This window comes from Isosphaeraceae bacterium EP7, assembly GCA_038400315.1.
GTDB lineage: Bacteria > Planctomycetota > Planctomycetia > Isosphaerales > Isosphaeraceae > EP7.
In genome coordinates, this window is sequence record CP151667.1 from 3335130 (window position 1) to 3357337 (window position 22208).

18 protein-coding genes are annotated in these 22208 nt (G+C 68.2%); 3 read left to right on the top strand and 15 right to left on the bottom strand.

Going from position 1 to position 22208, the window contains the following annotated elements; all coding sequences use genetic code 11:
- Positions 1-51 precede the first annotated feature (51 nt).
- The 5 genes from EP7_RS12865 to EP7_RS12885 all read right to left on the bottom strand — a co-directional run bounded on the left by EP7_RS12865 (position 52) and on the right by EP7_RS12885 (position 5317).
- Positions 52-1182 (bottom strand): DUF1559 family PulG-like putative transporter, encoded by a 1131-nt coding sequence (locus EP7_RS12865; protein ID WP_463528246.1) that lies wholly within the window; start codon positions 1180-1182, stop codon positions 52-54.
- Positions 1183-1320: 138 nt separating this feature from the next.
- Positions 1321-1530, bottom strand: a complete 210-nt coding sequence (locus tag EP7_RS12870; RefSeq protein WP_463528247.1) for a hypothetical protein — start codon at positions 1528-1530, stop codon at positions 1321-1323.
- Positions 1531-1606: 76 nt separating this feature from the next.
- Positions 1607-2329, bottom strand: coding sequence for a GntR family transcriptional regulator (locus EP7_RS12875; protein WP_463528248.1), 723 nt, complete (start codon positions 2327-2329; stop codon positions 1607-1609).
- 184 nt (positions 2330-2513) lie between these two features.
- Positions 2514-3770 carry a peroxiredoxin family protein gene (locus tag EP7_RS12880; RefSeq protein WP_463528249.1) on the bottom strand — a complete coding sequence of 419 codons (1257 nt, stop codon included), beginning with the start codon at positions 3768-3770 and terminating at the stop codon, positions 2514-2516.
- 104 nt (positions 3771-3874) lie between these two features.
- Positions 3875-5317, bottom strand: coding sequence for a hypothetical protein (locus EP7_RS12885; RefSeq protein WP_463528250.1), 1443 nt, complete (start codon positions 5315-5317; stop codon positions 3875-3877).
- 382 nt (positions 5318-5699) lie between these two features.
- Here EP7_RS12885 and EP7_RS12890 point away from each other — a divergent pair, with 382 nt between their 5' ends.
- A complete protein-coding gene (locus EP7_RS12890) occupies positions 5700-5942 on the top strand; it encodes a hypothetical protein (protein ID WP_463528251.1) in 243 nt (80 codons plus the stop codon).
- A 63-nt stretch (positions 5943-6005) separates the two neighbouring features.
- Complete coding sequence (locus tag EP7_RS12895; protein WP_463528252.1) at positions 6006-7043, top strand: DUF1559 family PulG-like putative transporter; 1038 nt, start codon at positions 6006-6008, stop codon at positions 7041-7043.
- 89 nt (positions 7044-7132) lie between these two features.
- On the opposite strand, the gene EP7_RS12900 is transcribed toward EP7_RS12895, so the two are convergent.
- The 6 genes from EP7_RS12900 to EP7_RS12925 form a co-directional block, all read right to left on the bottom strand.
- Positions 7133-7501: a hypothetical protein gene (locus tag EP7_RS12900; RefSeq protein WP_463528253.1), complete on the bottom strand. Its 369-nt coding sequence runs from the start codon at positions 7499-7501 to the stop codon at positions 7133-7135.
- A gap of 35 nt (positions 7502-7536) precedes the next feature.
- Positions 7537-8316: a hypothetical protein gene (locus tag EP7_RS12905; protein ID WP_463528254.1), complete on the bottom strand. Its 780-nt coding sequence runs from the start codon at positions 8314-8316 to the stop codon at positions 7537-7539.
- Positions 8317-8472: 156 nt separating this feature from the next.
- Positions 8473-9522 (bottom strand): hypothetical protein, encoded by a 1050-nt coding sequence (locus EP7_RS12910; protein ID WP_463528255.1) that lies wholly within the window; start codon positions 9520-9522, stop codon positions 8473-8475.
- Positions 9523-9778: 256 nt separating this feature from the next.
- Positions 9779-11953 (bottom strand): serine/threonine-protein kinase, encoded by a 2175-nt coding sequence (locus EP7_RS12915; protein WP_463528417.1) that lies wholly within the window; start codon positions 11951-11953, stop codon positions 9779-9781.
- Between the two features lie 165 nt (positions 11954-12118).
- Positions 12119-13618, bottom strand: a complete 1500-nt coding sequence (locus EP7_RS12920) for an FHA domain-containing protein (RefSeq protein WP_463528256.1) — start codon at positions 13616-13618, stop codon at positions 12119-12121.
- A gap of 303 nt (positions 13619-13921) precedes the next feature.
- Positions 13922-14737 carry a hypothetical protein gene (locus tag EP7_RS12925; protein WP_463528257.1) on the bottom strand — a complete coding sequence of 272 codons (816 nt, stop codon included), beginning with the start codon at positions 14735-14737 and terminating at the stop codon, positions 13922-13924.
- A gap of 1236 nt (positions 14738-15973) precedes the next feature.
- On the opposite strand from EP7_RS12925, the gene EP7_RS12930 reads away from it, so the two are divergent.
- Positions 15974-16144: a hypothetical protein gene (locus EP7_RS12930; RefSeq protein WP_463528258.1), complete on the top strand. Its 171-nt coding sequence runs from the start codon at positions 15974-15976 to the stop codon at positions 16142-16144.
- Positions 16145-16792: 648 nt separating this feature from the next.
- Here EP7_RS12930 and EP7_RS12935 read toward each other — a convergent pair.
- From EP7_RS12935 to EP7_RS12950, 4 genes are all read right to left on the bottom strand, one after another.
- Complete coding sequence (locus EP7_RS12935; protein ID WP_463528259.1) at positions 16793-18061, bottom strand: NHL repeat-containing protein; 1269 nt, start codon at positions 18059-18061, stop codon at positions 16793-16795.
- Between the two features lie 362 nt (positions 18062-18423).
- Complete coding sequence (locus EP7_RS12940) at positions 18424-19341, bottom strand: tetratricopeptide repeat protein (RefSeq protein ID WP_463528260.1); 918 nt, start codon at positions 19339-19341, stop codon at positions 18424-18426.
- A 63-nt stretch (positions 19342-19404) separates the two neighbouring features.
- Complete coding sequence (locus tag EP7_RS12945) at positions 19405-21255, bottom strand: serine/threonine protein kinase (protein ID WP_463528261.1); 1851 nt, start codon at positions 21253-21255, stop codon at positions 19405-19407.
- Positions 21256-21519: 264 nt separating this feature from the next.
- A complete protein-coding gene (locus tag EP7_RS12950; protein WP_463528262.1) occupies positions 21520-22098 on the bottom strand; it encodes a sigma-70 family RNA polymerase sigma factor in 579 nt (192 codons plus the stop codon).
- Positions 22099-22208: the final 110 nt, after the last annotated feature.

The following is a 22208-nucleotide window of genomic DNA, read 5'->3' on the forward strand; positions in this document are numbered from 1 at the left end:
AGCCTCACGGCTGATCCCGGGGGCGACGGGAGCGGCCGGAGACGGCTCGAACTAGAAACTGTCGGAGCTGAGGATCTCTCCGCCCGACCTGGTGCCCAGGCCCCACCAGGTCAGGCGGCTGATGGTGCTCTTGATGAACTTGACGCTGCCGTCGGCGAATAGCACGTTCACCCCGCCGGGGTGCGCGCTGCTGGCGCCATAGGAAAAGCCGCTGTCGGGGTAATTGTTCGGGCCGCCGTCGAGCCGGCAGGTGCCGAAGACATCATTGGGAGTCTGGATCGTGTTGAACAGGGAGTAGCCCGTGATCCCGTGCGACCATCGGTAGCCGCGGTGGTCGCCGACCTTGTCCGTGGAAGTCTTGAAGGCGGCGGAGCACTTGTCCAGGATGCTCAGGATCAAGGGCGGGTTGGTGTTGGCGTCGAAGAGCCGGCTGCCGTTGTCGCCGGGGCTGGCGTTGTAGATCATGTTGCCTCGATACCGGCTGGGGGGGCTGGAAGTCGGGCCGAAGACGCTCGACGCCTTGCCGTCTCCGGTCAAGGCCTCGGCGTAAGCGATGGTGTTGGACGTCCCGTCAACGCAGTCACGCACGCCATACGTGACGGCCTGGGCGAACAGTCCTGTGCTGCCCGTGTACGTAAACGGACGGGCATCCCCTCCGTTCCAGTTGGCGGACGACGAGCCGGGCGGTGTGATCATCGAGTCGGTCGTGGTGCCGATCGAGCCCGCATAGTTGTTGGTATTCAGTCGGCTCGCCGCATTCGGGTCGGAGGGGCAGAGGAAGCCGGCGACGATGGTGAGGGTCACCGTCGAGTTGCGGCCCCCTTCGAATTCGGCGGCCCAGCTGAAGTTGCAGGCGTTGAACAGGGGACCCTGCTCCAGGTAAGGCAGCAGCATCGACTGGGCGCTCTGGTTGGGCGCCCAGGTCGCGTACCAGCCGTTCGGGGTCGGGCCGCCGTCGGTCGAGTTCACCGCCGCGCCGGGCGGGAACGAGTCGGAAGCCGTGTGATAATTGTGCAGCGCCAGCCCGATCTGCTTCATGTTATTGACACATTGCATCCGCCGAGCGGCCTCGCGTGCGCTCTGCACGGCGGGCAGGAGCAGCGCGATGAGCACCGCGATGATCGAGATGACGACCAGGAGTTCGATCAGCGTGAATCCGGCGCGTCGACGGCGTGACGACATGGCATTCCTTCGCGCAAAAGGGGCGGGGAGGGTCCAACATACCGCGTGACATGCAACGGCGGGCCCGTGTCGGGGGCGGTGGAGGCCCCGGATCGCGGGTCGCTAGAGGGTCGGGAAAAATGGGGACTCGGCTCCCGATCAGTGGCGGGCCGACGGTCGCGCGGGCGAAGACGGGCGGCCCTTGGCCGAGGCCTTCATGCTGTCCATGATCTCCTTCTCGCGCTGCTTGTAGGTGTCCGGGAGTGCGGCCCGCGAACCGCTGGCGGGCACGTTCCCGCCGCATCCGGGGCCCGCGATCAGGGCGAACGAGAGGGCCGAGAGGCCCAGGACATGCCGTCGGTCTGACACGTTGCTTGCTCCTTCGTCGATCGGGCCGGTTGGACGCACTCGATGGCGGCGATCGCCGGATCGGAGGCTGCCAACCTCAGGGGCGATGCGCGGGACCGATGCCCGTCTCCTGGGGGGACCTCGGGGGCATCAGGTCGGCCTTGTACCGGCAGATCGAGCGGATGTGCTCGATCATGGTCCGGCGGCAGCTCGCCGGATCGCCGGACCTCTGCGCCCCGATGATTGCGACGTGCTGATGCCAGCAGACGCGGCGGATCTCGGCGGGCTCGGCCGGGTCGATCCGGCGGCCCGGGATCAGGGCGCTCTCCAGCTCGATGTGGATCAGCATCGTCAGGTCGTGGAGCTTGCCCGCCTCGCGGGCCAGGAACGGGTTGCCCGAGCGGGCCGAGATCAGGCGGTGGAGGCCGACGTCGAAGGAGTCGAGCGCCGCGAGGTAGTCGGCCGCGTCGGAATCGCCCGACGCCCCGGCCAGGCCGTCCAGCCGGGCGAAATCGGCCTCGGTCAGCCGGCCGCAGGCCAGCTCCGCGGCCATCCCCTCCAGCGCCTCGCGCACCTGATGCAGGTGGATCAGTTCATCGCGACCCAGGCGGCGAACGACGGCATTGTGGTTGCGTCGCGTCTCGACGACGCCATATTCGGCCAGTCGGCAGAGTGCCTCGCGCACCGGCGTCCGGCTCACCCCCAGCTGAGCGGCCAGCTCCGACTCGCCCAACGGGCTCCCAGGCGTCAATTCGCCGGAGAAAATCCGCCGGAGCAGGTGCTCATACACCCGGAGTGATAACGTCTGCACTGTGAGCATGGGAGGGGGATCTCGCCTATTTGACGTGAGGCGATGTGTAGGGTGGACTGTATGCAACCTCCCGTCAAGAAAAATCCGAAGATTACCGGATCGGGCTCGCCGCGCAAATGAACGCGGCCCCCGCATCCTTTTTGGGTTGCGCGGGCCGCGTGGAGACGGTTGGGTTTCGATGTTCGAGGGTTGCTCAGCGGGACGCGGTGGCGTTCTCGGAGAGCAGGGCTTCGATCGTCTTGGTGAACGACTCGCGTGCCTGGGTGTGGAACTCGCCGCTGGCCGGGCTGGCGAAGCCGGAGTGGACCTTCTTGACCTTGCCGTCGCGGCCGACGAAGAAGGTGGTCGGCCACGAGTTCAGGTTGTCGGCCTGCGGCACCTTCACCCACATCTCGATCGGTGCGCCGGCGACGAGGTAGGTGTAGTTCACGCCGTACTGCTTGACGAACGCCTTGAGCCGCTTGTAGCCGGACTCCTGCTCCTCGATCTCTTCGAAGTCGAGGGCCACGATCTCGAGGCCTCGGTCGTGATACTTGCGGTCCAGCTCGACGAGGAACTGGGCCTCGTCGTGGCAATTGGGGCACCAGGTGCCCGTCACGACGGCGACGACAACCTTCCCCTTGAACTTCTCATCGGTGCTGGAGAAGGTCTTGCCGTTGACGTCGGGGAAGCTGAAGTTGAACGGCTGGTCGGCGTCCTTGATGGTCGTGTGCTTGGCGAAGTCGGCCGGCTCGGGCAGGCCCTTCTGGCGGGCCACTTCCGGGCGGTAGGCGGTCAACTTCTTGGCGATGCCGGGGCGGCCGAACTGGACCAGGGAGAGGTTGCCGTCCTTGTCGGGGGTCACCTCCAAGCGCAATGCGCGGGAGCCCGAGAAGTGGGCCAGGACGAACTTGCCGTCCTTGTAGGTCCCGCGAAGGGTGCCGGTGTCGCCGTCGACCCGGAGGATCGAGCCGCGGACGTCGGCGCCGTCCTGCTTGACGATGAACCGCCACGACTTCTCGCCCTTGGGGCTCTCGACGGGGATCTCCCAGAGGCCGTCGATGGAGGGGACGTCCTTGACGGCGACCTTGGTGTCGGAGTGGCGCTCGGCGTGGAACGGCTGCTCGCCGCCGGGGCCTTCGCCGCCGCGTGAGCTGGCGAACTCGCCCTTGATCTTGCCGTCCTTGACGGTCCCTTGGAGCTTGCCGAGGTAGTGGTCGAAGTTCAGGACGAACTTGCCGTCCTTGTAGGAGCCGCCCGTGGATTTGACCTTCACGTCGCCGTTGAGGAACGAGCCGGAGAAGGTGTCCCCCTCGCCCGCGAACTCGATGAGGAACGGCAGCTCGATCTTGTTGTAGGTGATCACGGCGTCCCAGCGGCCGTCGATCGACTCGGCCAGCACCGAGGCGGAGGCGCCGGGGGCGACGACCGCCACGGCGGCGGCGAGGGCGATGTTTCTGTAGCTCTGCATCCGGGTCTGTCTCCGCAGGAGAGTTGGGAGGAGGTCGGCCCAGGGGACGTTCGCCCCGGGGCTTGCTTCAAAGGGCCGGGCGGCGTTGTGTGGCCCGCGTCGGCTCAGGGGGAGGACGCCTCGGCGAGGCCCGCGGGGCGGGCGAGTTTCCAGTCGCCGGGCAAGCCGAGCTTGGTGGCCCGGAGGATCTCGAGCACCGAGGCGCGGTCCTCGTCGGAGATCCGGGCGAAGTCCGGCCCGCGTTCGCGGCCGGTGAGCACCTCCAGGAGTCGGCCGTAGACGTAGCCCTTGGCCGGCTCGGGGATCGCGTCGAACGCCTCGGAATAGATCAGGTAGCTGCACGGATATTTGAACATTCGTCGCGTCAGGTCGAAGTCGCGCAGCGACCGCCCCGCTGGGTCGCGCGGGCCGATCGCCGCGAAGTCCGCGGCGAAGGAGGTGGTGCCGGCCACGGGCTCCTCCAGCGGTGCCTCGTTGGCGAAGAGGATGTAGCGGACCAGCTCCTCGGCCGGCTCCTTGAACGCGGCGAGGACGTCCTCGGCACGCTCGGCCTCGGTCCTGGCCGGCGCGGCCTGGGGCGCCTCGACGCCCGCTTTCGGGGCCGGGGCGGGCTTGGGATGCTGGGCCAGGCGGGTCTTGTAGTTGACCAGCGTGATCAGGTTATGCATCTGCGTCTGGTGGGCCAGGACCAGCTGGGCGACGATGTCGCTGTGGCCGGTGGCGTATTCGCCCGAGGGGAACCTGGTCGAGAGGTCGACGACGTTGGACCCGTCGGCCCAGATCGCCGCCTCCTTGGCGTCGATTTTGCCCCGCCCGCCCGGGACGAACGCGTTGCCCCGGTGCGCCTGCTTGCCGTGCGTCCCGGTGACGTACCAGCCTCCGAACCGCTCCGAAAGCGGGGTCTCGTGGCCCGTCACCGTCGACCTGCTGCGCGCGGCCTGGGTGCCCGTCGCGGTGGTGGGCACCGACCTGAGGAAGACCCCGGGAATACCCCTGGTCTCGCGGGCGACGTGGCACTGGGTGCAGTCGATCGACGCCCTGAGCAGCGTCGGCGAGTCCGACCGGACCTGATCGAGCTGGTAGAAGATCGCCCCCTGCTTGGGGTCGAACGACGCGATCTCCAGCAGGTCACCGCCGCGCACCCAGCCGACGTAGACGTTGTCGTTGTAATACAACGCCCTGGGCGTCTTGGGCGAGATCTTCTTGTATTGCAGGCTCGTCTTGGAGAAGACCAGCGTCTGGGACGACACGGGGATCTCTAGCAGTTTCAGGACCGAATCCAAGTAGCCATGCTTCGGCTCGAAGTCGAGCGCGACCTCCCCCTTGTCGAGCCGATCCTGGAGCCTGGCCACCGGGTCGTCCACCGGCGAATCCAGGTAATTGATGGGCTCTTCGCTGTAAGGCACGAAGGCCCGGGCGGGGGCCGTCTGCGCGGTCGCATGGCCCGCACCGAAGGCCGTCGGCGCGATCGCACAGAGTCCCATCATGAGGAGGCGGCCGAGGGGCGTCGGGCGCCGGGGCGACCGGTGGTGTTGGTGATCGGGCATCGTCCTTCGGCTCCTTGGACCGTCCATGCCGGGGCCATCCTTGGACAGCTCGGCTCAATGTCGACCAAATCTATCGACTAAATAATATCGAGTCAACAGGCTCGCCGGAAATTCGATCGAGTTTCGATATGTTGGTCCCGGACCGAGGAGAAAATCGCCGTTTTCTCAGGGAAAATCGCCGTATTGAAAATTCCTCCAGGACTTCTTGACGTTCTTTCACTATGTCGATAGATTTGGTGGACTTTCCAGGCGTGGTCGCCTCGGGACAGCATGTCTCGATGAATGTGCCCTCGTGACATTTCCCTCGCCTATTCCCGAGCGACGCGACGCCCCCCGGGCTTCGGGGCGGGCCGCCTCCTCGGTCGATCGCCGGAGAGAATCCATGCTGGTCTGCACGTCTCGCCCGCGGCTCCGCCTGGTCGCGGCCCTATCCCTGGCGGCCCTCGTCGCGTTTCCCGGTTGCGGCGGCGAGGAGACCAACGGCGGCGCGGTGCCGGCGAAGCCCGTCGACGAGTCGGCCGAGGTGCGGCCGCCGGACATCCCCGCCGGGATCGCCACCCGCCAGGTGCGAGGCAAGGTCAACCGACGGGTCGCCTCCCGCCCGGCCAGTCCCCTCCGCCCTTGATGTTTTTGTATGTCGATTTTCAACTTCGTTCAGAGTCCATCTCTCTCTCCCAGAGGTCCCGTCATGAGCCAGTCGAGTCGTCGCAGGTCGGGGTTCACTCTCATCGAACTCCTGGTCGTCATCTCGATCATCGCCGTCCTGATCGCGCTGCTCCTGCCGGCCGTGCAGAGCGCCCGCGAGGCCGCCAGGCGGTCGCAGTGCGTCAACAACCTCAAGCAGATCGCCCTGGCGAATCACAACTATGTGAGCGTCAACGAAGTGTTCCCGATGGGCGGCTATTACAACGACTACTCGACGTCGGCCAACAAGTGGGACAAGGGCTGCCTGGTCGGCCTCTCGCAGTACCTGGAGCAGGGCAACGTCTTCAACGCCTTCAACCAGAGCCTGCGGTACAACCACGAGTCGAACACGACGGTGCTGGCCAGCCAGATCGCCACTCTGCACTGCCCCAGCGACCCCGAGAGCTCCAACAGGCCGCTCCTCTCCGGCACGCTCGACGTGGCCCGGACGAACTACCTGGCCAATGCCGGCCCGTGGAACAGCCCACCCCTGGGCCTGGTGCCCAGCGACCCCAACTACGCTGCGATGAAGGCCAATGCGTTGGGCCTGATCTACCTGTACAGCAACACCACGCTGGCCAGCATCACCGACGGCACGAGCAACACGCTGCTCTTCGGCGAGGCCGTCTACGGCCGGCTGGCCGCCACCGACAAGTCGGGCTGCCGCTGGTGGATGGCCGGCAACTACGGCGACACCATCATGAACACCATGTATCCGCCCAATCCCGGCAACAAAAATAGCGACATTGATATCTACAACAACCGCGCCTCGGCCTTCGACATCTACCGCGTCGCGGCGTCGAGCAACCACCCGGGCGGCGTCAATGCCGCGCTCGCGGACGGCTCGGTCCGGTTCATCAAGAATACGATCGACTCGTGGCCCCTGGACCCCGGGAACAGCTACGCCCCGATCAGCGTGCTCTACAACGTCATCTCGCCGCCGTTCGGCACCTTCTCGGTGAAGCCGGGGGCCAAGCTCGGCGTGTATCAGGCCCTCTCCACCCGCGCCGGCGGCGAAGTCCTCAGCTCGGACGCCTATTGACCCCGAACGGGCGAGCCTGGACCGAACGCGCGAGCGGCCGCGACCTCGAGATGAGGCCGCGGCCGCTCGCCGTCATGTGCGCAAGGATCTCACGAGAAGTCGCGGTCGTCGCGGCCCGCGGTGGGCTTGGCCTCGGGCCAGCGGGCCTGGCGGAACGGCCGGAACATCAGGACCCCGGCGGGGGGCAGGACGATCAGGAGCATCGCCCAGATCAGCTTGTCATTGCGCCCCGGGAAGGCCGCGTCGTCCAGCCGGATCAGGTGGCGGAACTCGCGGGCCCAGGCGATCGAGAACAGGTAGAGGCCCACGCCCAGGGCGACCACCAGCAGGGCGGGCATCGCGGGGACGGAGAGGATCAGCAGCAGCGCGGCCCCCAGCGCGAGTTGCCAGGTCTCGGCCCCCGCGGCCCAGCCCTTCAGGCGGACCCACTGCGCGTCGACGGTCGGATGCAGATGCATGGGGATTGGTCCAGTCGTGGGATGAAGGCTTTGGATCAGAGCCCGTCGAAGGCCGCGGCGTGCGCCGGGTCCTTGGCGACGGCCGGCCAGCGGGCCTCGGAGAAGGTGCGGAAGGCCCAGACCGCCATCGGCGGGGCCAGGACGAAGGCCAGGATCCAGGTCGTCTTGTCGTGGCGGCCGGGGAACTCGGCGTCGCGGCGCGCCATCAGGCCGAGCAGCTCGCGGCACCAGGCCCGCACGAGCGAACCGACGGCCAGGGCGATGCCCAGCCACAGCCAGGGCTCGGGGTGGTGGGAGACGGCCAAGGTCGCCACGATCAGGAGGGCGGCCGCCAGCCGAATCTTCGTCCCGACCGTGGCCCTCGACATCCAGTCTTCCACGCTGCGCCAGCTCCAGCCGGCACCGCCAGTGGGGGCCGGCGCGGGCAGGCCAAGGGACCTGCGGTGGAGGCAGAAGAGAGGGACACCCAGAGGCGCGAGGAGCAGCATCAAGATCGCCCAGGTCGACTTGTCGCGGAACCCCGGGAAGTCGGCGTCGGCCATCGCCATGAGCGTCGAGAACTCGGCGACCCAGAACCAGACCAGGGCGGCAAACGCCATCAGGCCCAGCGCGAACACGGGGCCGGGGCCGGGCGCCAGGATCAGGACGAGGAAGGCCGCCTGGAGCACCACCGCGATGGCAACCTGCCGGGCCGTCAGCGACCGGATTCCGTCAACCAGGCCCGACGGGCGTGGGGGGCCGGCGAGGGCGTTGTCCACCAGCATGACGACCAGCAGCGTCAGGGCCGAGAGGCCCGCCAGCACCAGGACTTCCATGGGCGACCGCCCTCCGGTTGAGTTCGCGTTGGAATCGGTGGGCACGATTCTGATGGATGTGGCTGGATGCGACGCGGCCGGGGCCCCCTTCGATGGTGGAGGCCCCGGCCCGCGGGCGGTCGAGCGATGCGTCGGCCCTTTGGCCGATCGATCGGGTCAGGCCATGCTGCGGTAGATGGCCATGCCGGCGGCGCCCAGGCCGGCGGCGGTGGCCAGTCGGAGGCGGTTGGTGTAGTAGCCCTTGGTCGCCTCGTCGGCCCTGATGTAGCCGACGACCGAGGCCAGGCAGACGAGGGTGAAGCCCAGGGCACCGCCCAGCTTCAGCAGCCGGCCGCCGACCTGCTCGCGCTCATACTGGCGGACGATCCTGGTCCGGTTGTCGCGGGAGAGGTCGGCCTGGAGCGTGGCCTTGTACATGGTCCCGTAGTCCTTCGTGACCGGCACGACCTGGATGTCCTGGATCAAGCGGCTGGCCTCGCGGGGCAGGCGGGCCCAGGTGCGCGGGACGTTGGGCTCCAGCCATTCGGCGACCCGGCGTTCCAGCAGGAGCTTGGCGTCCTTGCGGGCGCGGTCCTCGTCGGCCGAGATCCGGCCGGCCACGACCTGGCGGCGGCCTGCCTCGGCGACGCCTGCCTTGGCGAGCATCGAGTCGGCGACGACCTTGACCTTGGAGTTGCCGGATTTGGGCAAGACAGAGCCGACGACGACCTCGGCGGGCTCGTCGTGATCGGCGTCGTCCTCGCCGACCTTGATGTTGATCGTGCCGAGCTTCTCGAGGCCGGCCCTGGACAGGGTCTCGCGGACCTTCTGCTCGAGCTGGCCGAGCTTCGCCTCCAGCCTCGCCAGCCCTCGGATCGGCGGCTCGGGCGGGGCGGGGGGCTCGGGGGGGGCCGGCGGGGCGAGGGCTCCGTGGTCGTCATCCCACGAGTCGTCCGAGATCGTGGTGACCGCGGAGGACTCGGTGACGCGGCGATCGTTGCGGGCAAGATGCCGGGCGAACGCCTTGCGGGGGGCCGGACTGCCATCGGGGTCGTTGGCGTGCTCGACGATGGTGACGGGCCGGCCTTCGTCGTCCTGGACGACCATGACGCGCAGGTCGGACGCGACGGGTCGCGGCGGGGGCGGCGCCGGGTGATGGTGGCGGCCACCTCGGATGGCGTGGATGGCGAGCCAGCCCATGAAGAACAGCAGGGCGAATCGTTTCATCGAAGGTCCGTCCGATCCTTGCTCGACTCGCGTCGAGGGGCCCAACTCACGGCCCCTGGCCGTCGGTTCGGTCCCGCGTCCGTTCGCGGTCTTGACACCATGGAATTCGCCGGCCGAGGGCGATTATTCGGCCTCTTTGCGGTCCTGGGATGCCGCCAGTTCAAGGCGGCCCAGGAGACGGAGCAAGCCCCGGTCGGGCCGATGGGCCGGATCGGGGCTCGGAGACGGATTGGGCGTTTTCGGCCGCGCGAGTCGATCAGGCGACGCGGGCGGCGGTCGGGTTCTCGGCCAGGTAGCGTGCGTATCGCGCGGCGGCCTGATCCCAGGGGCTGGAAAGCTGGAGCACGACGGCCGTGACGACCAGGCTGGCCACGCCCCAGGCGCTGGGCATGTCCCAGAGGGGCGAGAGGATCAGGCCGATCAGCCCCGCCTTGACCACGGGCCAGACCCGGAACCGCTTCGGCCGGTCGCGGTCGGTCAGCTTCCACCATCCGCAGAGGGCGAAGGCCAGGGCGAAGAAGAGTCCCATGCTCAGCGACTCGGGCATGTTCATGTTGTAGGAGCCGAAGGCGTCGGTGACGACCCGGATCGACTGGCCAACAACTGGCGGGCCGACCCGCGTTGCGTCGGCCAGGGCCTGCGCGGCCATGCCGACGCCGACGCCGATGACGGCATAGCCGGCGCGTCGGCCCAGCCGGTCGATCTTGCGGCCTTCCCAGAATTTGTTGGCGGCCATCAGGGCCCAGGCCCCGGCCAGCGAGACGCCGAAGAGGCAGGCAAGCGGCTGCGGCTGCCGGGCGAAGTCGGCGGCGAAGGCGGTCAGGCCCAGACCTCCGGCGAGCAGGGCCGTCAGCGGCGCGACCCAGATCATCGACGTGGCCAGCTCGGCCACCCTGGCCCTCGGGGGGGGCAGGGGACCGGGAGCGGGGGGCGGCGGCGGGACCTTGGCGGCGAAGGCGCGGCGGACCAGGCGGGCGGCGCTTTGGCGGGCCTCGGCGGAGTTCGCCCAGGCCCGGGCAATCGGCGCGGTCCGATCCCGCTTCCGGCCGCGTGCCAGCCGGTCCTTGGCGCTCTCCCGCCACTCCGCGGCGATCTGCATCGTGGTCTTCGGCGGCGTGGTGTCCGGCCCGATGTAGAAGACGGGCTCCTCGTCGCCGATTCGGTGGACCTGCTCGGCGGCGGGCCGGGGGGCCTGCGCCGGGGCCGGCCTGGGCGCGGGCTGGGCGGCGGGGGCCTCGGGCTGGCGGGCGGCGAACGGGTTGGGAATCCGGAATCCGCCACGCCTGGCGTCGCCGATGATCCGGACCTCGGGGGGGGCCGGGGCCGCGGCGCCCAGCATCTCCATGACGGCGGCCTGGCGGTGCGCCGGGTCCTTCGACATCGCCTTCTCGGCGATCGCGCGGTAGGGCTCCGGCAGCGCCGAGACGTCGGGCCGCGCGGTCAGGTGCTTCATCAGGATCTCGCCGACGGACTCCCCCTGGAAGGGGACGCGGCCGGTGAGCATCTCATGCAGGACGACGCCGATGGCGTAGATGTCGATGGGCGTGTGGTACCGGCCGCTGGCGATCTCGGGGGCCATGTAGTGGCAGGTGCCGACCGACTCGGACTGGCCGCCGTCCTGGCTGCCGGTGATCAGCTTGGCCAGGCCGTAGTCGCCGATCTTGACGACCCCGTCTTCCATGAACAGGTTGGCCGGCTTCAGGTCGCGGTGGACGATCCCGTGGTCGTGGAGGTAGGCGACCCCCTCGACGAGCCCCTTGAGCCAGGCGTCGACGTCGGGCAGCGGCATCCCGTCGGGGTATTGCGCCAGGACGTTGGCCAGGCTCGGGCCGTTGACGTATTCCATGATGACGAAGGTGTCGCCCTCGTCGGTGGTCTTCAGATCATAGATCGCGATCAGGTTGGGGCTCTTGAGGTTCATGCATTGCACGACCCCCCGGCGCTCGATGTCGAGGTTGCGGGTGATGAGCTTGAGGGCGACTTCCTTGCCCGAGTCGGAGGTGGCGTAGTAGACCTCGCCGAAGCCGCCCCGGCCGACGGCCCGCTTGATCGTGTAGCCTTCCAGGGGGCGGGCGCCCGAGGTGAACGTATAGCGGACTCGGTCGACCCTGGGCTTGGGCTCGGCCGCGGGCGGCGCGGGGTGGGTGGCGGGGTCGGCGACCTCGGTCGGCTTCCTGATGGGGGCCGAGCCGTCGGGTCCGACGTGGGCGACGGTCTCTTCCAGCGTGTCGCCGGGCAGGTCCTGGGCCGTTGCGTTCGTCACGGGTCTCGCTCCGCCAGCCTTGGGATCGTCGCCGGGGGTCCGCCTGGGGCCGCCGCCGGTGCGTGGGGCCTTCACCTCGATGTTCATCGCCGCGGCGTTGCCGCCGGCCTGGCGGGGGCCGGCCTCGCCCCGACTTTCGCGAGAAACCCGGCGGGCCGCCCTCGCCATTGTCGCCAATCGTCCCGGAATCTTCAAACTCGCCCCCTCGGCCGGGACGTCCCGCCCGCGTCGTTCGTGTGAGTCGCCTGGGTCGTTGTCGCCTTGTCCGGTGTCATTCGCATGCCGGGGGCCTACATTCGAGGGAATGCGGGCGAGTTTGCCGGTTCGTTCGGATCAGGCCAGGCCGGGTGCCGGCCGGTGTGCCAGCGGTTCGAGGCTGAACGAGAAGCCGTCGCCCAGGACGCTGGACTTGAGGGTGAGCGGGGCCCTGGCCGAGCTGGCCCGGCCGTCGACATCGAAGGCGCCCGGGGCGCGGCACCAGAGCGCCCCTCCCTGGCGGTACAAGACCACCGGCTTCTCCAGCTCGATGGACTGGATGTGCGACTGCGGGCCGGGGCCGATGATGCAGGTCTCGGCCATGAGCAGGACGCCGTCGACGGCCAGCGGGAGGCGGTGGCGGCTGACGATCTCGAGCCTGGCGGTGGCCGACGCCGGGCTCGGCTGGTGGAATTCCAGCTCCACCGTCGAGCCCAGGCGGATCACGTCGCCGTGCCGCAGCGGGGCCGGCCCGTCGACCGCCTTGCCGTTGAGGTGGCACGACCGGTTGGGCCGCAGGATGTACCCTTCGCCGTCGCGGACGATCCGAGCGTGGTCGCGCGACAGGTCGCCCAGAAGCGGGATGTCGGCCGTGGAGTCGGGCCCGGCGCGGCCGAGCACCACCTCATCGTCGAGGCAGACGAGGTAGCCGCCGACGGCGTCGAGCCAGAGCAGGAACCGCCCGCCGGGGCTTGCCGAGGAGGCTTTGGAGAGCGGCCTGGCGGCGCCGTTGGCGCCCGGGTTCTGGTCCGGGGCCTCGGCGGCCTGCGGCGCCTGCGGCCTGGGTTGGTCGCTGATGGTGCGGCCTCCTGGGTCGGGGGTCTGCTGGGCGACGCGCCCGCCGCGGTCGGGCCAGGCCATCGAGCCGGGGCCGATGGCGGCGATCCGCTGCCAGGCCTGGGTCCTGGCCTGGCGCGCGGCGGGATGCTCGGGGATCAGGTCGAGCACCGACTCGGCGGCGGCCAGGACCCGGGCCCACTGCTTCTGCTCGAGCGCGGCGTAGAGGGCCTCGACACGCGGTGCGGCGTCGTTGCGCCTGGATTCGACCTGGCGGCGGGCGGCGGCCAGGGGGTCGGCGGCCGACCCCTGGGCGAGCCGCTCGGCGCGGTCGAGATTCTCGTGGGCGCGGCCGAACTCGCCGCGGCGTGCGTCGCTCTCGGCGGTCGCCCAGGCCTCGGCCGCCTCTCCGAGCCGCCGAAGCGCGGGGCCGCCGACCTTGAGCCGGCCCAGTTCCTCGACGCGGTCGATCACGCGGCCGGGGTCGCCTGCCTCCAGGTCGGCCCTCGCCTCGCGGGCGGCACGGTCGGCCAGCGACAGTCGGGCGGCGGCCAGGGCGTCGGGGGGGGCGGCCAGCCGCTCGGCCAGGCCGAGGTCGCCGAGGGCGCCGGCCAGGTCGTCGGCCTCGCCGCGGCGCACCCCGCGGGCGATCAGGTCCATGGCCATCCGGCCCCGGAGCCGGACGGCCTGCTGATGGTCGACCACGTCGGGGCGGCCGGCCAGGGCCAGCGCCTCGTCATATCGACCGGCGCGGGCCGCCTCTTCCGCCTGCTTCAAGACCACTCGCCACTGTCCCAGCATGGTTGACTCGCCGCCCGGTAAGACCATGGGGAGGAACCCACTCGCCGAAGGAAGGCCGCCAGGCCAGAAGGCCCCGGCCGAATCGTCCCGACCTCGCCCCGCGGCCGGCGGACTGGCCGGCCCCTCGCATCACTCATTCGTGCGATTCGTCGCCGTGGTTCGATGGATTCGATCGGATTCGCGGGATGGTTTTCCGCCCCGTTTTCCGGCCGCCCGTTCAATGGTCCGACCCCGCCCGGCCCCCCGACCCGGACGGTCGAGGGGGCCGGAGCGGGGCCGGGGGGCACTCGGGTTGGCCGGGGATCAGAGGCTCTTCTCGGTCCCCTTCAGCTCGACCGCCTTGGCGGCGGGGCCGAACTTCACGTCCACTTCCTTGACCACGTCGCGGCTGGGGTCGATCACCACCGGGGCACCGTCAACCGGGCGGCCTTCCATCTCGGCGACGCGGGCCATGATGTTGAGCCGCTTGTCCAGGTCGGCCACCGTCTGCTTGGCGCGGGCCAGGGCGCTGTCGTCGAAGTTGAACTCGTTGTACGTCTGGGTCGCCTCGATCTCCTTGAGCCGGGCCTCGATGCCCTCGACCTTGGCGGCGAGCACCTTCTTCGCGTCGTGCATGCCCATCAGCTTCGTGCGGGCGGCGATGACGGCCTTCTCCTTGGACTTGAGCGTCGCTTCCTTCGACGTCAGGGTCCGCTCGCAGCGGTTGTAGCCGTCCAGGCGAGCCTTCAGGCCTTCGGTCACCTCGTCGCGGGTGTAGGAGACCGACCCGGTCAGGCGGAACTCACCGGTGTCCAGGCTCTGCCTCAGGGCGAGGATCTCGGCCTTCTGGCTGCCCAGGTTGGCCGCCGTCGTGGCGATCTCCGACTTGAGGGTGTCAACTTCCTCCTCGGCCCGGGCGAGCAACTCGCGATTGTCGCGGATGGCCGGCTCGAGCTCGGAGATCATGTCGCGGGCCCGGTCGATCTCGAACGGCAGCGGCACCGAGTCCTTGGCGGTGTGGCGGACCTTGTGGAAGGCCGTCTTGACGTAGCTGGGGGCAGACGTGCCGAAGGCCAGATACAGGGCGCCGGCGGTCAGGGCGGCCCCGGCGACACCCTTCTTCATGAGCTTGCAAACCATGGTCGCGATCTCCCTTCGTGCAGGAGGCCCGTCAAACTGGCGGCGGCCCCGGCTGCCCGGCGTTGCGTTGGCGGTGTCGTTGTCAGATTCGTTCGCTGGGCGGCCCGTCCCGGCTCGTCTCACCGGTTTCCGGCCCCACACAGAGAATTTCGGGAAGCCCCGACCATTATTGGGTCTCCATTGAAAATTCGAGGCCCGTCCCCGGACCTCCTGGGAACTGCCTCCGACGAGCCTCGCTCCATGGACCCCTCGACCCGGACCATGCCAGCCCGGACACCTCACCGAGCGGGCCGACCGGGATTGGGTTCGTTTTTCGAAGGCGGGCGGCAAAGTCCCGAGGATGTCCGAGCGAAGTGGCGAAATTGCCAGGACTTAGGGAGAAATTGGGTTCGCTTCGTTTTGTCGAATTGGGTTCGTTTCGTACGGCGGCTTGAATTCAATCTGGAAGCTCTGGGTCGGTCGCATTCCTGGGGAAATCAATGTAAGTGTTTCTGAATAAACGATTTCTGGGAGAAAGCGATTTGTCTTGTGTGGCCACTGCATGGCATGGTGCGACCCGCTCTCCTGCTCTTGGCGAACGTCACGCATCCCGTCGATCAGGTACCGGCTTGTCCGGCAGAGACCGTTGCGGCCGGGCATGCCTCTGGCTTTGGAAGATTCGCGTCGTCAAAGAACGGCCCGGGTCGCGGCTGGATGGCGGGCGAGGCCTCCGCACGATCGCGGAGAGCCTCCTTGAATACCATCCTTAGAAAGGTTGATTTCCTCCCTCCTATTTTGGGATGGGGCGAAAATACAACGCAGGCCCCTGTCCCCATCGGGGGGACGTCGCACGGAATCGCCGAGTTGACGCCTCTATCTTCTGGTGGTCCAATCCGGGGGATGCCCGAGATCTCAGGCGACATGCCCATCGGCGGGGAGTCGGGCCGGACTCACCGGGGCACGAGGCAGGGCTGTGCGAACGCCCCGTTTTGGCGAATCCCGTTCGGGCCCGTTGGACTGATCCGTGGGTTGTCTGTCGGGAGGACAGCCCCGAGGAAGAGGAGGGTGGGCCTCGGGACGGAGCGGCGGTCGAGGGCCCCGGCGAGCCATGAGGACCACCGGCACGGGGCAGGTGCCAGATCAGAGGATGTCATCGTCGGGCGGCTCCTGTCGGGATCTCAGGCAGGTGTTGTCACCGCCAGCGTCCCGGTCGGGCCGGCCTTCGTCCGCCCGATCCTCGTTCGGAGCCGGCGAGCCATGCCCGACTTCCGGGCCTTGCTCCGCTCCATCGCGGGGCGTCTATCGCTGTCTTTCGGCGAGTGCTCCGTCCTCGCTGAGAGCGACGACCTCAACGGATGCTGCCACGCGTTAAGCGACCTCGGTCACATGGAGACGCCGTTCGACGGCTGGATGCGCCGGGTCGAGTGACGCGTCCTCATTTCGCACTCCGCGTGGCGCTGGACCCGCATTCTCCTGCACGTCGATGGGAGCGACCAGGTGGCGATCGAGCGCTGCCCGACCTGCATCGAGAATTCTTGGCCGGGCGCGCCGTGATCGGCGTCGATGGGATCGAGGCGGCGATCGAGCAACGTTTCATCAAAAGGCACGGTGAACCCTGGGATGAGCCCCCCGCGACGAGCACCACGATCGTCGCCTGATTCAGGGCCGTAGGCGCCGAAGCGAACCTCGTCGCCGAGCCATCAGCTTCGCGACCAGGGCTGCAAGGCCCCGCGCACCCAGTCCGGATGCACCGGGTCGCGGGACGTGCAGCTTGAGAAGAAGGGACCATGAATAGGCGGTCCCTGACTCCTCAGCCGAATTCGCCAACAGGATCCGGTGGTCTTCGGGACGGTTGAGCACATGACCCGAGGACCAAGCGTCCGCTCGGGAGTTGCTGAAAGGGATGGCTGATAGTGCCCTCTATTCTATGTTGCATTCGCCGGTGAGTGTCCCGGAGGTGTCACTCCGAGCCGCCCAGCGGTTGGCCGGCGCCGCACACGCCCGGAGAGGGGGCGCCGGCCGCTTCGACCGAACTGCGGGGCCGAGCTTACAGGGGATCGCAGCCCGGTCCCCCGATTATCGCCGTCTCAACTTGAGAAGGAACATGTTGGTTCCCCTCGGGTTCGTCAGCGTGTGGGTGCCGACGGGGTCCGGGTCGAAGTCAACCGTGGCGGAGGAGTAGTTGCCGGCCAGGTAGAGGTTGCCGGCCGCGTCGACCGCGATCCCGTTTGCGTAGTCACCCCCCGTTCCACCGAACGTCACCGCCCAGTCGACCGCCCCGGTCGTCGTCAGCTTGGTCACGAAGACATCGGTCCCGCCCTGAGAAGTGACGGTGGGGAGGCCGAAGCCCGGAACGAACGGCTCGTAGAAGGTGCCCGTGGCATAGACGGCACCAGCAGCGTCGACGGCCAGACTCTTGACCGGAGCACAGCCCAGCGGGGTCGCCCACTGGAGCGAGCCGGCGGGCGAGAGCCGGGCGACGAACCCGTCGCTGGTGAACGTCGCGAAGTTCGGCAGCCTGGTATCGACGCTCGCGCTCGGGTTGAAGTCGACCTGGCCGATATACGTGCCGCCGACGACGATGTTGCCCGCGGCGTCGAGGGCCAGGTCGTCCGGGCCGACTGAGGAGTTCACCTGGGTCGACCGGGTGAGGAACGGCGCGACCCACCCGAATGTGCCGGCCGCCGTCAGCTTGAGGACGTAGCCGTTCGAGTTCGGCCCTCCGGTCACGTAGTTCGCCTTCTTGGCGTCGGGGTTGAAGTCGAGGGTGCCGAAGAAGCCACCGGCGACGTAGACGTTGCCCCCCGCGTCGGTCGCCAGGCTCGAGGCCCCCCCGCCCGAATTGTCGAAGCGCTTGGACCACGTGACCGCCCCGGTCGGGCTGTACTTCCGGACCTCGAAGCCGGTGTAGGAGATGGTGTTGCCGCTCTGGGACCACGAGGTACCGGCCGTGAAGACGTTGCCGGAGGCGTCGATGGCGATATCCCCGTCGTGTTCCCCCGTGGCCGATGCTCCCCAGTTCTTGGCCCAGAGGAAGTTCCCGTTCGCATCCAGCTTGGTGACGATGGCGTCGGAGGGTCCAGCCGCCGTCAAGGACGTCGAACCGAAGGCGGCCTGCCCGGAGAATTCGCCGCTGACGTGGACGTTCCCGGCCCCGTCGACCGCGACGCTACCGGGCCCACTACTGCTATTGCTGCCGACCGGGCGGGCCCAGACGAGCGTGTTGTCGGGGGCGTACTTGGCGATGTAACCGGCCCAGGGCCCCGGCGGGGTGAGGATATCGGAGCCGTCGGGGCGGACGACGTTCGGGTCGAAATCCATCGGGCCACTGAAGCTGCCAGTCATGTAAGTGTTACCGGCCGCGTCCACGGCGTTGGACTGCGAGGTGACTGTCGCGGTATCACTCCCGACATCAAAAACCGAGTCGAACGCGGCGGAGAGGACGACGCGGTCCTCGAGGGATTCCAGGCGGGGCCGCGAGGCACGGCGGCGGGAGTATCGGGGCCGGCTCGAATTTGTCCGGGTCGGAGATGCGAACGGATGCCACATCGATCGGCTCCTTTGAAGGTCAGAGTGCTGGACAGGGACACTCGGCGCGCACCCCGGACGTCCGCGGGGCTCGCACGCCGCTCCGAAGGGGAATCAGTCGCTACTTCGAGACGCCGTCTGCGTGGCGCTTCGTGACCTGGCAATCGTTCAGTCGGCCGTCATTCGAGTTTCGGCCGGTCCTCGGACCGCCGCGGCTCGGGGGGCAACAGGGCCCGCAGCCGTCCTTCGCTCTCCCGGGCGAGCCGGACGAAATCCGGTTCGCCGCCCGACCAGGAACCCGGGGCTACGTCGCGGAGGAGCCGCTCGGCCCAGGCCCGGGCCTGCTCGCGATCGCCGCGTTCCAGGTGAATCAGGGCCAGAATCAGCCAGTGGTAGCGGTAGCCGTTGCTCTTCTGGATCTCGAGCGACTTGGTCGCGGCCTTCAGGGCAGCGTCAAGGTCGCCGGCGCTGTACTCGGCCAGTGCCAGGCCCTTCCAGTAGCCTGCCTCCTGCGGTTCGATGGCGACCGCCTCCAGGGCCAACTCCCGGGCACGTGTCCCATCGCGGGCCTCGCGCCCGTTGAGCGTCGCGAAATCGACGGCCGCCGAGTAGCAGATCCAGCCGAGGCTCACGCGATACCTCGTAAGATCGGGATATCCAGTGACGAGCGATTTCTGGATTTCGTAGGCACGCTCGAACGCCGCGCGGGCCCCCCCGTTCCGGCCGCGCTGCGCCTCCATGCTGCCCCGCTGGAGCGACCCCAGTGCCAGCTGATTTCGGTAGGAGGGGACGTCGGGAAAGTCGGCGACGAGCCGCTCTGCGATCTCTTGCCAGCGGCCAAGGGCGTGTTCCGCCTCGTCGAACTGAGCGAGGCGCGAGAGTTGGTCGGCCAGACGAAGGAACGTCTGCGCCAGGATCGCCCGAAACTCGGGGCGGGCCGGTTGGTCGGTGACCAGGTTCTCCGCAAGAGGCAGCGCCCTTCGGTACTCCGCCGCGGCCTTGTCGAACCGGAACGTGTGACGGTAGAAATTGCCGAGACGCTGGTACGACCCGACCAGGCCCTCCCGGTATGCTAAGTCATCCGGGTGGTTGCGCATGACGTCGAGGCGCAGGGCGAGTGACTGCTTGTATCGGGCCTCCGCTTCGGCCTTGCGGTCGGTCTATTGATACTTATCACCGCTACGGTGGTAGAGATCGCCGAGTTCCATCTCGGCCTCGGCGAGCAGGGCCTTGTACCGATCCTCGTTGGGAAACTCCGCGATCAGCCGGGAGAGCAACTCGGTCGCACGGACCTCGATCGGTTCGCCGTCCCCGGCCCTTCCGGTCGCGTCGAGCAGGGTGGCGCGGGCCAGGAGACCGCCCGCAAGGTCGGCCCGGTCTTCGGGCCTGCCGGATACCTTGGCCACTTGCTCCCACAGTGCGATCGCCTCGCGGTATGCCTGCTCGGCCTCGCGGATCTGGTCCAGCGACTCGTGAAGCCGGCCGATGCTGCCCAGGCTTTGGGCGACACCCCGCCGGTACTCTGGCTCACCGGGGAATTCGCCGGCGAGCAGCCGGAACACATCGAGGGCTCGGCGATGCGCCTCCATCGCCTCGGCGGACAGACCCAGGTGGCTCCGGATCTCGCCGACGCGAGCGGCCGCCTGACCAACCTCGGCGCGGGCCTTCGGGTCGTCGGCCCGCTCCCGGGCGAAGGCCTCGTAAAAGGCCAACGCCTTCTCGAGGAACTCCCGCTGGAGCGGAGTCCTCGCCCCCTCGCGTGAGAGCCATTTCTGGGCGACCTGTGTGTACATCTCGTCGACCGCCCGGCGGGCCAAGGCTCGCTGGCGCCCGGCCTCGGCAAGGCTCCCGCGGGCTTGCTCCAAAGATGATGCGGTCTGCCGCTCCGCTTCGGCCGCGCGGATCGCCATGGCAACGCTCGCGGCCACCCCGGCCAGGAGTGCCCCGCCGACCAAGGCGGTGGTCGTCAGCGCGATGCGATGACGCCTGGCGAACTTGCCGAGCCGATAGCGGGCCGTCGGCGGGCACGCCTCGACCGGCTGATCGTTCAAGTGTCGCATCACGTCGGCCGCGAAGTCGTTTGCGGTCTCGTAGCGGCGGCGTCGGTCCTTCTCCAGGGCTTTCATCACCACCCAGTCGAGCTCGCCCTTCATCGAGGTGCCCAGTCGCCGTGGGTCGGCTTTCCGCCGGGCCGAGACGGCCGAAAGGTTATCACCCAGCGAGCTCAGCCGCGTGCTCGGCCTCTGGGGCTCCTCCTCGCGGATGATCCGTCGCATCTCGTCGAAGGCGGCCCGCTTCAGCGTCTCGGAGTCGAACGGCGTCGTGCCGGTCAACAGCTCGTAGAGCAGGACGCCCAGCGAGTAGATGTCGCTTCGGGTGTCAACGTCGACCCCTGAGAGCTCGGCCTGCTCGGGGCTGACGTAGAGCGGCGTGCCCACGAACTGGTGGAACCCGGTGTAGACCGTATTGTCGGTAAGTGCCTGGCCGGCCGCCTTGGCCACGCCGAAGTCGATCACCTTCGGCACGCCGACCCCGTCGATGACGGTTACGAGCACGTTGGAGGGCTTCAAATCGCGGTGGATGATGCCCTTCTGGTGAGCGTGCTGGACAGCCCGGCAGACGAGCACGAACAGCTCAAGCCGTTCGGCAACGGAGAGCTGCTGCCGGTCGCAGTACTCGCTGATAGGCAGGCCCCGAACCAGCTCCATCACAAAGTAGGGGTGACCGACGGGGGTCATCCCGGCGTCCAGAACCCTGGCGATGTTCGGGTGGTCCATCATCGCGAGGACCTGCCGCTCGGCCTCGAACCGGGCGACGACCTGCTTGGAGCCCATTCCCGGCTTGATGACCTTCAAGGCGACCCAGCGGCGGACCGGTATGGTCTGCTCGGCCAAGTAGACCGTGCCCATTCCGCCCTCGCCTATCACCTCTCGCAGTTTGTAGAGGCCGATGACCGTACCAGGTCGTTCGTCGCTCAACCGGGACTCGTGGGCGGCGGTCTCCGTGGGCATTGAGGCCGGGGCTTCAAGATAATCGTTCGCCTCGGTGTCGAGAGCGAGGAGCCGCTCGACGCGACGCCGCAGCTCCGTATCCCCGCAAGTCCTATCGAGGAACGACGAGCGAGCTTCCGTGCCTTTCAATTCCAAGGCTGCAAAAAAGAGTTCCTCGACGTTTGGAACCGCTTGATACATCGCTGACACCCCGGTCGTCGTTTGTCTCCATCTATAGGGCAGTGCGAAATACCCAGCCCGCGAGCATCATGGACATGACCGATTTCAAGAATTTTCTTCGGCAACACCTGTTCCCCGGACCTCTCCGAGGAGCCAGACCTTGGCGAAACGCCAATGCCGTTGGGCAGTCGCACGGGAAATCCCGAGTACGTCTGACGCCTCGACCTCGGTCAAACCGGCAAAATAGCGGAGCTTCACGAGTTGGGCCTTGACCGGGTCCTCAGCTTCGAGTTTCGCCAGGGCCTCGTCGAGGCCGAGCAGGTCATCCAAGGGGGCCGGGGCCTCAATCTCAACCTCATCAAGGTCCCGTCTTTCAAGGTGACCGCCGTGCTTCTCGGACCGCTTGCGGCGGGCGTTCTCGACGAGGATGCGACGCATGGCCTCGGCGGCGGCGGCGAAGAAGTGGCCGCGACTGTTCCACTGTTGGGCCTCCTCGCCATCGACGAGCCGCAGGTAGGCTTCATGGACCAGGGCGGTGGCCTGGAGCGTCTGCCCCGGATTCTCTCGGGCGAGCCTCTGCTCGGCGAGCCGTCGCAGCTCTCGGTAGACGAGCGATAGGAGTCCCTCAGGCGCCTTCGGGTCGCCCTGCTCGATGGCCGAGAGGATACGGGTCACGTCGTTCATCGGCTTTGGCCGCATGGGCAGGAGGTTCGAGGTTGTGGCAACATCGCTCGACGCGACTCGAAGGCCGCCCCGGGAAAAGGTTCTTCCCAGATTAGCCGACATCCATGCAA